The 12695-nt window shown below is 60.3% G+C and carries 8 protein-coding genes; 6 read left to right on the top strand and 2 right to left on the bottom strand.

Annotation, left to right across the window (positions count from 1 at the left end; all coding sequences use genetic code 11):
• The first annotated feature begins 54 nt into the window (after positions 1-54).
• A complete protein-coding gene (gene treS, locus NAV32_RS13260; protein WP_256053266.1) occupies positions 55-3381 on the top strand; it encodes a maltose alpha-D-glucosyltransferase in 3327 nt (1108 codons plus the stop codon).
• Positions 3374-5590, top strand: a complete 2217-nt coding sequence (gene glgB, locus NAV32_RS13255; protein ID WP_256053265.1) for a 1,4-alpha-glucan branching protein GlgB — start codon at positions 3374-3376, stop codon at positions 5588-5590. Before treS ends, glgB begins: the two co-directional genes overlap by 8 nt.
• A gap of 101 nt (positions 5591-5691) precedes the next feature.
• Here glgB and NAV32_RS13250 read toward each other — a convergent pair whose 3' ends face one another.
• A complete protein-coding gene (locus NAV32_RS13250) occupies positions 5692-6684 on the bottom strand; it encodes a TRAP transporter substrate-binding protein (protein WP_256053287.1) in 993 nt (330 codons plus the stop codon).
• Positions 6685-6958: 274 nt separating this feature from the next.
• Between NAV32_RS13250 and NAV32_RS13245 the strand changes: the two genes are divergently transcribed.
• Positions 6959-7816: an SDR family oxidoreductase gene (locus NAV32_RS13245; protein ID WP_256053264.1), complete on the top strand. Its 858-nt coding sequence runs from the start codon at positions 6959-6961 to the stop codon at positions 7814-7816.
• A gap of 91 nt (positions 7817-7907) precedes the next feature.
• Here NAV32_RS13245 and NAV32_RS17685 read toward each other — a convergent pair whose 3' ends face one another.
• Positions 7908-8138: an H-X9-DG-CTERM domain-containing protein gene (locus NAV32_RS17685; RefSeq protein ID WP_423836434.1), complete on the bottom strand. Its 231-nt coding sequence runs from the start codon at positions 8136-8138 to the stop codon at positions 7908-7910.
• Between NAV32_RS17685 and fdnG the strand changes: the two genes are divergently transcribed.
• Genes fdnG through NAV32_RS13230 form a run of 3 tightly spaced genes read left to right on the top strand, consistent with a single transcriptional unit; the run spans position 8055 to position 12690 of the window.
• The gene (gene fdnG / locus NAV32_RS13240) at positions 8055-11069 is read left to right on the top strand and encodes a formate dehydrogenase-N subunit alpha (protein ID WP_423836433.1); all 3015 of its coding nucleotides are present in this window, start codon (positions 8055-8057) and stop codon (positions 11067-11069) included. The two genes, NAV32_RS17685 and fdnG, sit on opposite strands and share 84 nt — an antisense overlap.
• Positions 11069-12004: a formate dehydrogenase subunit beta gene (gene fdxH, locus NAV32_RS13235; protein ID WP_256053263.1), complete on the top strand. Its 936-nt coding sequence runs from the start codon at positions 11069-11071 to the stop codon at positions 12002-12004. Before fdnG ends, fdxH begins: the two co-directional genes overlap by 1 nt.
• Complete coding sequence (locus NAV32_RS13230; protein WP_256053262.1) at positions 12001-12690, top strand: formate dehydrogenase subunit gamma; 690 nt, start codon at positions 12001-12003, stop codon at positions 12688-12690. The genes fdxH and NAV32_RS13230 overlap by 4 nt, the downstream gene beginning before the upstream one ends.
• Positions 12691-12695: the final 5 nt, after the last annotated feature.

Below are 12695 nucleotides of genomic sequence, written 5' to 3'. Positions count from 1 at the left end.
CGCCTCGGTGCAGCCGACTGCCGGTCGCCTGAGCCTTGAAAGGAAATAAGAAACATGGCTAAAGCGCGCAAACCCGCCGCCTTCATCAAAGATCCACTCTGGTACAAGGACGCGGTGATCTATCAGGTTCACCTGAAATCCTTCTTCGATTCCAACAACGATGGCGTGGGTGATTTCCCTGGCCTGATCGAGAAGCTCGACTACATCGCCGACTTGGGTGTGAACACCATCTGGCTGCTGCCGTTCTACCCCTCGCCGCGGCGTGACGACGGTTACGATATTGCCGAGTACCGTGGTGTGCATCCTGATTACGGCAACATGGCGGATGCCAAGCGCTTCATTGCCGAAGCGCACAAGCGCGGCCTGCGGGTGATCACCGAGCTGGTTATCAACCACACTTCCGACCAGCATCCCTGGTTCCAGCGGGCGCGCAAGGCGAAGAAGGGCTCGGCAGCGCGCAACTTCTACGTCTGGTCGGATACGGATGACAAGTACCAGGGCACGCGGATCATCTTCCTCGATACCGAGACGTCCAACTGGACCTGGGACCCGGTGGCCAAACAGTACTTCTGGCACCGTTTCTACTCGCACCAGCCGGACCTTAATTTCGACAACCCACAGGTCATGAAGGCCGTGCTCAGCGTCATGCGCTACTGGCTGGACATGGGCATCGACGGGGTGCGCCTGGACGCCATTCCCTATCTCGTCGAGCGCGACGGCACCAACAACGAGAACCTCCCCGAGACCCATGTGGTGCTCAAGCAGATTCGTGCCGAAATCGACGCCAACTATCCCGACCGTATGCTGCTGGCCGAAGCCAACCAATGGCCGGAAGACACCCAGCTCTATTTCGGCGGCGAAGACGGCGGGCCGGGCGACGAGTGCCACATGGCGTTCCACTTCCCGCTGATGCCGCGCATGTACATGGCGCTGGCCCAGGAAGACCGTTTCCCGATCACCGATATTCTGCGCCAGACACCGGATATTCCCGCCAATTGCCAATGGGCAATTTTCCTGCGCAACCACGACGAACTGACGCTGGAAATGGTGACCGACAAGGAGCGCGACTACCTCTGGAACTATTACGCGTCCGACAAGCGTGCCCGTATCAATCTGGGCATCCGCCGTCGTCTTGCGCCACTGCTGGAGCGTGACCGCCGGCGCATCGAGCTGCTCAACAGCCTGCTGCTGTCGATGCCGGGTACCCCGGTGATCTACTACGGTGACGAGATCGGCATGGGCGACAACATCTTTCTGGGGGATCGCGACGGCGTGCGCACGCCCATGCAGTGGTCGCCGGATCGCAACGGAGGGTTTTCCCGAGCCGATCCGCCCACTCTGGTCCTGCCGCCAATCATGGATCCGCTGTACGGCTATCAGGCGGTCAACGTCGAGGCGCAGCAGCGCGATCCTCACTCGTTGCTCAACTGGACCCGGCGCCTGCTCGCGATACGCAAGCAATTCAAGGCATTCGGGCGTGGCACCTTGAAGATGCTGGCGCCCAGCAACCGGAGAATTCTGGCCTATTTGCGCGAGTTCACCGGCCTCAATGGTGAAACCGAAGTCATCTTCTGCGTAGCTAATGTGTCCCGTTCTGCCCAGGCGGCCGAGCTGGAGCTTTCGCATTACGCCGGTATGGTGCCGGTGGAGATGGTCGGTGGCAGCGCGTTCCCGCCCATCGGCCAGCTGCCTTATCTGCTGACGTTGCCACCCTACGGGTTCTACTGGTTCCAGCTTGCGCCGACGCACCAGATGCCGAGCTGGCACCAGGAACCGGTGGAGGTCATGCCGGATTTCCAGACGCTGGTATTCAAGCGTCTCGACACGCTGGACAGCGCCTGCAAACGCACCCTGGAGCATGACTCACTGCCAGCCTACCTGCCGAAACGGCGCTGGTTCGCGAGCAAGGCGGCACCAATCGATTCGATCAAGATCTGCTACAGCGTGCCATTCGGTGATCCGCAACGGCCCGTACTGATCAGCGAGGTCGCGGTCGAGTCCGCCGGACATACCGATCTCTACCAGCTACCGCTTGGTTTTCTCGCCGAAGCCGATTTCGGCACGGCGCTGCCTCAGCAACTGGCTATCGCACGGGTACGGCGCGGCCCGCAGGTAGGGTTGCTGACAGATGCCTTCGCACTGGAGCAGTTTGTGTTGGGTGTCATCCAGGGCCTGCGAGACGAACAGGTGCTGAGCTGTGGTGAAGGCGAGATACGTTTCGAGCCGTTGCCGCAATTGGCTGAAATCGAGCTGCTTGAAGGTGCCGAGGTGCGTTATTCCTCGGCTGAGCAATCCAACAGCTCGGTGATCATCGGCGACCAGGTGATGATCAAGATGCTGCGCCGCGTGACGCCTGGCGTGCATCCGGAACTGGAAATGGGGCGCTTTCTGACCGAACAGGGTTTCACCCATATTTCGGCCATGCTTGGCCAGGTCAGTCGCGTCAACAAAAAGGGCGAGCAGCATGCGCTGATGGTGGTGCAACGCTATCTGGACAACCAGGGCGATGCCTGGGAATGGACGCTGAACAGGCTCGACCTCGCCGTACGTGACGAGCTGGCGGGTGGTGTGTCGCTGGCGGAGAACCCGTACAGCGCGCTGGAGGAACTGGAAAATTTCAACCGCCTGCTGGGTCAGCGCCTTGGCGAGCTGCACCTGAGCCTGTCTGCGGAAACGGACAACCCGGATTTCGCCTACGAAACCACCACGCAGGCGGACAGTGAGAAATGGGCGGCAAGTATTCGCGGGCAGATCGAACATGCGCTCGAGGTGCTGGCGTCACACCGTGACGACCTGAACAAAAAAGCGGCAGCCGACGTGGATCGGCTGCTTGGCCTGCGCGACCGGTTGCTGGATGAAGTGGGCCGGCTGGCGAACAGTGTCATCGGAGGGCTGCGCACACGGGTGCATGGTGACCTGCATCTGGGGCAGGTGCTGGTGGCGCAGGGCGATGCCTATTTCATCGATTTTGAAGGTGAGCCAGTGCGGTCGCTGGAGGAGCGTCGCGCCAAGATTTCACCGCTCAAGGATGTGGCCGGCGTGCTGCGCTCCTTTGAATACGCTGCGTTCATGATCCGGCGAAACGCGCAGGGCAGCGACACCTCCACCGAAGCCGAAGATGCTCGTCATCGTATTGCCGAAAACTATCGGCACAGTGCGCGTTCAACTTTTATGGAAGCCTACAGGCAGGCTGCCGCCGAAGTACCCCACACCTGGCGTGACGCCGAGGGTGCCGAGGCTGCGCTGGCGCTGTTCAGCTTCGAGAAAACCGCCTACGAAATCCTCTACGAAGCAGAGAATCGACCCGCCTGGCTCCCGGTCCCCCTGCGGGGCCTGTGTGAGATGGCGCAACAGTTATCCAGCGGAGGTTTCAATGAATGATCGGCCTGCGGTGACCTTGCACGGCGAACATCTTTTACCCAGCGACGTGGATGTCGAGGCGCTGGTGCGTGCCGAACATGGTGATCCGTTCTCGATTCTCGGCCCCCATCCCGATGGCGATGGGCTGATGATTCGCGCCTTTGTGCCCAATGCACTGGGTGTGGAGGTGCTGGAGCGCTCCAGTGGCGGCACGCTGGCCTCGATGGAGCAGGGGCAGGCCCCAGGCCTGTTCTTCACGCGGCTGGCGCATCCGCAGCCCTATCTGTTGAGCATTCGCTGGGCCGGCGGGGAGCAGATTACCGAAGACCCTTACAGTTTCGGGCCGCAGCTGGGCGAGATGGACCTGTATCTGTTCGCCGAAGGCAACCACCGCGAACTGGCCCGCGTGTTTGGCGCGCAGCCTACGGAGGTTGACGGCGTACAGGGCGTGCGTTTTGCCGTTTGGGCGCCCAATGCCAGACGTGTTTCGGTGGTGGGTAGTTTCAATAACTGGGATGGACGGCGGCACCCGATGCGATTGCGTTTTCCGGCAGGCGTTTGGGAAATATTCATTCCCCGGGTGCAACCGGGGGAGGCATACAAGTACGAAATTCTCGGGCCACACGGCATTCTGCCGCTGAAGGCAGATCCCATGGCATTGGCGACCGAGCACCCGCCCGGAACTGCTTCGATCATTGCCCGGCCGCTGGATTACGAATGGAAGGATGAATTCTGGTTACAGGATCGAGTGGCGCGCCAGTCCATCAGCGCACCGATGTCGATCTACGAGGTGCATGCCGGGTCGTGGCAGTGTGAAGGGGGTGATGGGGGGCGCACGTATAACTGGCACGAACTGGCGGAGCGGCTGATCCCCTATGTGGTTGACATGGGTTTTACCCATATTGAGCTGATGCCCATCATGGAACATCCCTTCGGGGGCTCATGGGGCTACCAGCTGCTCTCGCAGTTCGCTCCAAGCGCGCGCTACGGATCGCCGCATGACTTCGCCGCCTTCGTCGATGCCTGTCACGCTGCCGGCGTCGGCGTGATTCTCGACTGGGTGCCGGCACATTTTCCAACCGACGCTCATGGTCTGGGCGAGTTCGACGGCACCGCGCTTTATGAATATGCGCATCCCTTTGAGGGCTTTCATCAGGATTGGGATACCTACATCTACAACCTTGGCCGCACCGAGGTGCATGGCTTCATGCTGGCGTCAGCCCTGCACTGGTTGCGGGAGTTCCATGTCGATGGCCTGCGCGTGGATGCTGTGGCTTCAATGCTTTATCGCGACTATTCCCGGCAGGAAGGCGAGTGGATTCCCAACCGCCACGGCGGGCGGGAAAACCTGGAAGCGATCGAGTTTCTGCAGCACCTGAACGAGGTGGTCGCGCACGAAGCGCAGGGTGCGCTGGTCATCGCTGAAGAGTCCACGGCGTTTCCAGGCGTCAGCAAGCCGGTCTCTGAGGGTGGGCTGGGCTTCGCTTACAAGTGGAACATGGGCTGGATGCACGACAGTCTCAAGTACATCCAGGAAGATCCGATCCATCGCGCCTATCATCACGACCAGATGACCTTCAGCATGGTCTACGCCTATTCGGAGCATTTTGTGCTGCCGATCTCCCACGACGAGGTGGTGCATGGCAAAGGCTCGCTGATCGGCAAGATGCCTGGTGACCGCTGGCAGAAATTTGCCAACCTGCGAGCCTATCTCTCGTTCATGTGGACGCATCCGGGCAAGAAATTGCTGTTCATGGGCTCCGAGTTCGCTCAGTGGCGCGAGTGGCACCACGACCGCGAGCTCGATTGGCACTTGCTGAACGAGGCTGACCACAAGGGTGTGCATGATCTGGTGCGCGATCTCAATCGCGTGTATCGCGAGGAGCCGGCACTGCACGAACTCGACAGCGACCCTGCCGGTTTCCAGTGGCTGATCGGAGATGATCGCAGCAACAGCACCTTCGCCTGGCTGCGCAAGAGTTCCAGTGGTCATCCGTTGCTGGTGGTAGCCAACTTCACGCCGGTGGTGCGCGAGAACTACCGTATCGGCGTGCCGGTGGAGGGGCGCTGGGTGGAAATCCTCAACAGCGATGCCGCCTGCTACGGCGGCTCCAACAGCGGTAATGGAGGGGGGATTCTGGCTGAACAGGTCGAGCACCACGGGCAGTTGCTGTCCCTGTCACTGACCGTTCCGCCGCTGGGCGTGGTGATCCTGCGGCCTGGGCCGTAGAGCGGGTTTCGCTTAGGACTTAGGGCCGAACTTGTTCGGCCTTTTACGAATCCCTGGCCGAATGAATTCGGCCCAACAAGCTTTGCGGCTTTTCTCTACGCTCAATTACGCTGTTTGCGATTGACGGCTTGCGCGGCCTTGATGATGTCTTCGCCGATGACTGACTCGAATTGCTGCCAGACCGGACGCATTGCCTCGCGCCAGGCTTCGCGTTGTTCCGGGTTCAGCTCGATGATTTCCGATGTGCCTGCCTTGAGAATGCGTGCGCGGTCGGTCTGGTTTGCTTCTTCGGCTGCGCGGTTCACCTCGTAGGTCACTTCATCGATGATGCCTTCCAGCTCGGTACGAATCTGATGGGGAATGCTGAACCAGAAGCGCGTGTTGCTCACCAGCATGTAGTCGAGCACACCGTGGTTGGTTTCGGTGATATAGGGCTGCACGCTGTGCATCTTCTGGCTGTAGATATTCGACCAGGGATTTTCCGCGCCCTGAACGGTGCCGCTCTGCAGTGCGCTGAACACCTCGCCGAATGCGATTTTTCTGGTTGATGCACCTACCTGCGTGAACTGGGACTCCAGTACAGCCGACGGCTGGATGCGAAAGCTCAGCCCCGAGGCATCGCTCGGCAAATACATCGGTTTGGTCGCGGACAACTGCTTCATGCCGTTGTGCCAGTAGGCCAGGCCGGTAATGTTTGCCTTTTCCATCGAGCGCAGCAGCTGGCGTCCCTTGGAGCGTTTCTGAAAGCGATTGACGGCCTCCAGATCATCGAACAGAAACGGCAGGTCGAATACCTGCAACTGCTTGCTATAACGCTCGAACTTGGCCAGCGAAGGCGCCAGCAGCTGAACGTCGTTGTTGCTCAGGGCTTCCAGTTCGTTGGCATCGCCATAGAGCGTGGAGCCGGGATAGACCTCGACGCTTACCTGGCCCGGCAAACGCTCTTCAACCAGACGCTTGAAAAGCAGGGCGCCCTTGCCCTTGGGGGTGTCTTCGGCGACGACATGAGAGAATTTGATGACGATGGGCTCGGCCTGACCCGGCACGGCGGTCAGCGCCAATATCAGCCCGACAAAGGTGATGAGCGGCTTGATCATTGAGTGGCTCTTCATTATCTGATGGTTTGACGGTGCGTCCCGCTAACGGTCGCGTTTGGGCGTTCAACCCCACCCGCTGCAAAAGGCGAACGCTGGCTGGCCATGGCCAGCCTGGTAAAAACGGGAGCCTGTCATACTTTCTGACGCCAGAATGGCGACAAGCTCACGATTGTGCCGGTTGCGGGCCAGAGCCTCTTATCGCGCCGTCGAAACTTTCCTCTTGTCACCCCAGTCCTCCATAGACAGTTGATCGCTTGATGGAGGCTCCGGCATGACCGAGACAACCCAGACGCAGCCGCCGCAGGAACAACCCGAACCCGGCAAAGAAAGTGAGATGACCCCGCGCCCCGAATTTCGCGGCGAGGACTACAAGGCCGCCGGCAAGCTGCAGGGCAAGGTAGCCATCATCACCGGCGGTGACAGCGGGATCGGTCGTTCGGTGGCGGTGCTGTTCGCCCGTGAAGGCGCTGATGTCGCGATTCTCTATCTGGACCAGCACCAGGACGCCGATGAAACCCGTCGCGTGGTCGAGGAGCATGGCCGCCAGTGCCTCACCTTTGCTGGTGACGTGGCGGATGAGGGTGTCTGTCACAAGCTGGTCGGGGAGATGCTGGCCAAATTCGGCCGGCTCGACATTCTGGTCAACAATGCCGCTGAGCAGCATCCGCAGGAGCGTTTCGAGGATGTCACCCAGGCACAGTGGGAAAAGACCTTCCGCACCAATGTCTTCGGCATGTTTCAGATGACCCAGGCGGTACTGCCGCATCTGGAAAAGGGTGCTTCGATCATCAACACCACCTCGGTGACCGCCTACAAGGGCAATCCGATGCTGATCGATTATTCATCGACCAAGGGCGCCATTGTCGGTTTCACCCGTGCGCTGGCGATGCATCTGGCCGAGCGCGGTATCCGCGTGAACGGCGTGGCGCCAGGCCCGATCTGGACACCGCTGATCCCGTCCACATTCGATGCGGACAAGGTCGCTGAATTCGGTTCCAACGTGCCGTTCAAACGCCCCGGCCAGCCGGATGAAGTCGCACCGGCTTATGTCTACCTGGCCAGCAGTGATTCTTCATACGTCAGTGGCCAGGTGATCCATGTGAACGGTGGCACGGTGGTCAACGGCTGAACGCGGTACCGGCTGTCTCGCAGATCTGCCGACAGTGTTTGCTGATCTACGCTCAATACCGACAGGTGAAGTCGCTCCCCTGGGCGACCTGTCAGGGACGGTAGCGCAGGAGCGGAACCCCGAGCCAAGCCAGGCAGTCCACTGGATCAGTAATAACTACAAGGAGATACCCATGACCGTGAGAGTATCCCGTCGCCAGTTTCTCAAGTTCGGTGCCGCCGGTGTCGGTGCGTCGAGCATGGCCATGATGGGTTTTGCCCCGGATGAAGCGGTCGCTTCCATCCGCCATTTCAAACTCAGCGCCGCCCGCATGACGCGCAATATCTGCACCTACTGCTCGGTGGGTTGCGGCATGTTGCTCTATTCGCGCGGCGACCAGTCGATCAACGTCGTTGATGAAATCTTCCACGTCGAGGGCGATCCGGATCATCCGGTCAGTCGCGGCTCGCTATGCCCGCGCGGTGCCGGTGTGCTGGATTTCATCAAGAGCGAATCGCGGGTCAAATACCCCGAGGTTCGCGAGCCGTTCACCAACGAATGGAAACGCATCAGTTGGGATGAGGCGTTCACCCGTATCGCCCGTCACATGAAAGACGACCGCGACAAGAATTTCGAGACCCATGACGAGGAGGGGCGGCTGGTCAACCGCTGGCTGACCACATCCATGGTCGCGGCATCGGCCTGCACCAACGAAACGGCTTATCTCACACAGAAGATTACCCGCGCGTTGGGCATTCTGCAGCTCGACAACCAGGCGCGCGTTTGACACGGACCAACGGTGGCAGGTCTTGCCCCAACATTTGGTCGCGGTGCCATGACGAATCACTGGGCGGACATCGCCAATGCCGATGTCATCCTGTCCATGGGCGGCAATTCGGCTGAGGCACATCCGGTTGGCTTCCGTTGGGTCATGCGGGCCAAGGAACGCAATAACGCGATCCTGATTTCCATCGACCCGCGCTTCAACCGCACCACTGCGGTGGCGGATTATCACGCCTGGATTCGTACCGGTACGGATATTGTTTTTCTCGGCGGGTTGATCAACTACCTGATCGAAAATGACCGCTACGCCCACGAATACGTACGCGAATACACCGACGCCAGCCTGATCGTGGCCGAGGGCTTCGGCTTCGAGGAAGGTCTGTTCAGCGGCTATGACCCGGCCAGCAAGACCTACGACCGCCAAACCTGGAACTTCGACATGGATGAGCGCGGCTTCGCTCGTCGTGATCCAAGTCTCCAACACCCTCGCTGCGTGTTCCAGCTGATGCGCCAGCATTACAGTCGCTACACGGTGGAGCAGGTCGAGAATGTCTGCGGCATACCGGGGGATACGGTCGTCCAGCTCTGGGAGCTGATCGCCCAGACGTCCGCACCCGATAAAACCCTGACCATCCTCTATGCCCTGGGTTGGACCCAGCATTCCATCGGTTCACAAATCATTCGCTGTGGCGCCATGGTGCAGTTGTTGCTGGGCAACATGGGCATGCCGGGTGGGGGCGTGAATGCGTTGCGCGGGCACTCCAACATCCAGGGGCTGACCGATATCGGGCTGCTGTCCAACCTGCTGCCGGGCTACCTGAATCTGCCATCGGCCAACCTGCAGACCTACGCCGATTACCTGCGCACCCGCATCAAGCAGCCGCTGGTCGAAGGTGAGGTGTCCTATTGGAAGTTCTATGAGCGCTTCTTCGTCAGCCTGATGAAGGACTGGTACGGCGATGTCGCCACGGCGGAAAACGACTGGTGCTACGACTGGCTGCCGAAGCTCTCGGTGCCGATCTACGACATCCTCTACGCCATTAACGACATGACGCTTGGCAAGATGACCGGCGCGTTCTGCCAGGGCTTCAACATCCTGGCGGCGTTCCCCAACAAGGCGAAGGTCATGGATGGCCTGTCGAAGCTGAAATACTTCGTGATCATGGACCCGCTGACCGTGGAAACCGGCGAGTTCTGGAAGAACTTCGGCGAATACCACGATGTGGATCCGTCGCAGATCGGCACCGAAGTGTTCCGCCTGCCGACCACCTGCTTCGCCGAGGATGACGGCTCCATCACCAACAGCTCGCGCTGGCTGCAATGGCATGACAAATCCGCCCCTGGGCCGGGTGAATCCATGACGGATACGGAGATCCTTGGCGAGGTGATGCTGAGGCTTAAGCACATGTACCAGGAAGAGGGTGGCGCCTTCCCCGATCCGATCCTCAATATGAGCTGGAATTACAAGGTGCCGACCTATCCCACGGCCGAGGAACTGGCCAAGGAATACAACGGGCGGGCGCTGGTGGACCTGACCGATGACAGCGGTCAGATCATCCGTCGCAAGGGCGAGCTGCTGAAGGATTTCAGCGAGCTGCGCGACGATGGCAGCACGGCCTGTGGCTGCTGGATCTACTCGGGTGCCTGGACCGAGGAAGGCAACATGATGGCCCGGCGCGACAACGCAGACCCTTACGGCACCGGCAATACCATTGGTTGGGCCTGGGCCTGGCCGATGAACCGTCGCGTTCTCTACAACCGCGCCTCGGCCCGGCCGGACGGCACGCCCTGGGCGCCGAACAAGGCGTTCATCTGGTGGGACGGCGAGCGCTGGACGGGCGCCGACGTGCCGGATTTCCCGCTGACCTCGCCGCCGTCGCAGGGGGTAAGGCCATTCATCATCACCCAGAGTGGCGGTGGGCATTTCTTCGCCGCCGAATGGCTGAACGAAGGGCCTTTCCCCGAGCATTACGAGCCCATGGAGTCGCCCATCGACCGCAACCCCATGAGTCCGAACAATCCTCTGGCGTTCAACAACCCCATCGTCCGGGTGTTCGAGCAGGACCGCGACTCCTTCGGTTCCAACAAGGACTTTCCGTACGCGGCAACCACCTACCGACTGACCGAGCACTTCCACTACTGGACGACTCACGCACGGCTCAATGCCATCGCGCAGCCCGAGAAGTTCATCGAAATAGGCGAAGTGCTGGCGGGCGAATTGGGCATCAGCGCGGGCGAGCGGGTCAGGGTGACCTCCAAGCGCGGCTTCATCACCGCAGTGGCCGTTGTGACCAAGCGTCTGGTGCCACTGGAAATCGACGGGCGCACCGTCCACCAGATCGGTATTCCCATTCACTGGGGGTTCAAGGGCGTGGCGAAGAAGGCGCACCTCACCAATACCCTGACGCCCTTCGTGGGTGACGGGAATACGCAGACACCGGAATTCAAGTCGTTTCTGGTGAATGTAGAGAAGATCGGAGGGACCGCCTGATGCGTGGTGACCAGATCAATCTGCAGAACATCATCGCCCGTTCGGCGAGTACGGTGCCTTCACCCCAGGTGCGGCAGGGTGGCGTCGACAAGGTGACCAAACTGATCGACGTGTCGGTCTGCATTGGCTGCAAGGCATGCCAGGTGGCCTGTTCGGAGTGGAATGACCTGCGTGACGAGGTCGGAACCTGCGATGGCACCTACAACAATCCCCAGGACCTGAGCGCCGAATCCTTCGAGGTCATGCGCTTTTCCGAGTACGAGAACGAGCAGGGCAACCTCGAGTGGCTGATCCGCAAGGACAACTGCATGCATTGCGCCGAGCCCGGCTGCCTCAAGGCCTGTCCGTCGCCCGGTGCCATCGTGCAGTACGCCAACGGCATCGTCGATTTCAACTCCGAGCATTGCATCGGCTGTGGCTATTGCATTGCCGGCTGCCCATTCGATATTCCGCGGATCTCGAAGAAGGACAACAAGGCCTACAAATGCACGCTGTGCTCCGACCGGGTGTTCAACGGCCTGGAGCCGGCCTGCGTCAAGAGCTGTCCGACCTCGGCGATCATGTTCGGCACCAAGGAAGACATGCTCGACTACGGCGCCATGCGCGTTGCCCATCTGAACGGGCGAGGCTATGAGAATGCCGGCATCTATGATCCGCCAGGGGTCGGCGGTACTCATGTGGTTTATGTGCTGCAACACGCAGACAAGCCGGAAATCTACAGCGGCCTGCCGCGTGACCCGCACATCGCGCCGACAGTAGAGCTGTGGAAGGGCATTACCAAGCCGATCATGTCGGTGGCGCTCGGCATATCGGTGCTGGCTGGCTTTTTCCACTACGTCACCCAGGGGCCGAAGGAGGAACCGGAGGATGACCCGGATATTGACGAGACGGCAGCGGAGCGTGAGTTCAACCGTCGCGAGGAGGATCGGCCATGAGTCATTCCAACGTCCGCCACGGCATCCTGCGCTACGGCAAATGGACCCGCGTCAATCACTGGATCGTTGCCATCAGCTTCGTACTGCTGACATTGAGTGGGCTGGCGTTCTTCTACCCGGCGTTCTTCGGACTCACGGCACTGTTCGGAGGGCCGGAGCAGACGCGAATCGTGCATCCGTACATTGGCGTGTTCATGTCGTTGTTGTTCGCGATCCAGGCAGTGCGCTTCTTCGGCGACAACCTGTTCCGTCGCCATGACGTACAGTGGACTCGGCAGATTCGCGACGTGCTGACCAACCGGGACGAGCGATTGCCGGCGGTGGGCAAGAACAACGCCGGGCAGAAGCTGGTGTACTGGATCTTCCTTGCCACGGTGCCGGTTCTGCTCATCACTGGAATCGTGCTCTGGCGTCCGTGGATTGCCGATGACATGCCGGTCTGGGCGTTGCGCTGGGCCGTGACCATCCATGCCTACGCAGCGTTTATCGCCATCATCACGCTGGTGATCCACATCTACTCGGCCATCTGGGTCAAGGGTTCGGTCCGCGCCATGACCCAGGGACGTGTCAGCCATGCCTGGGCCAGGCATCATCACCCGCTCTGGTACGAAGACATCATGCGCAACCGCAAGACCGATGCACAAAGTGCTTCGCCAACCAGCGAAACGCAGAAGGACCGACCATGACAGGA

It is taken from the genome of Stutzerimonas stutzeri (genome assembly GCF_024448695.1).
GTDB lineage: Bacteria > Pseudomonadota > Gammaproteobacteria > Pseudomonadales > Pseudomonadaceae > Stutzerimonas > Stutzerimonas stutzeri_T.
Note: the sequence above shows the minus strand (reverse complement) of the source record. Positions and strands in the feature narration are given on the sequence as shown.

What these genes read in the sequence shown, in the direction of transcription:
- treS (WP_256053266.1), top strand. Translation starts at nt 55, where the DNA reads ATGGCTAAAGCGCGCAAACCCGCCGCCTTCATCAAAGATCCACTCTGG.
- glgB (WP_256053265.1), top strand. Translation starts at nt 3,374, where the DNA reads ATGAATGATCGGCCTGCGGTGACCTTGCACGGCGAACATCTTTTACCC.
- NAV32_RS13245 (WP_256053264.1), top strand. Translation starts at nt 6,959, where the DNA reads ATGACCGAGACAACCCAGACGCAGCCGCCGCAGGAACAACCCGAACCC.
- fdxH (WP_256053263.1), top strand. Translation starts at nt 11,069, where the DNA reads ATGCGTGGTGACCAGATCAATCTGCAGAACATCATCGCCCGTTCGGCG.
- NAV32_RS13230 (WP_256053262.1), top strand. Translation starts at nt 12,001, where the DNA reads ATGAGTCATTCCAACGTCCGCCACGGCATCCTGCGCTACGGCAAATGG.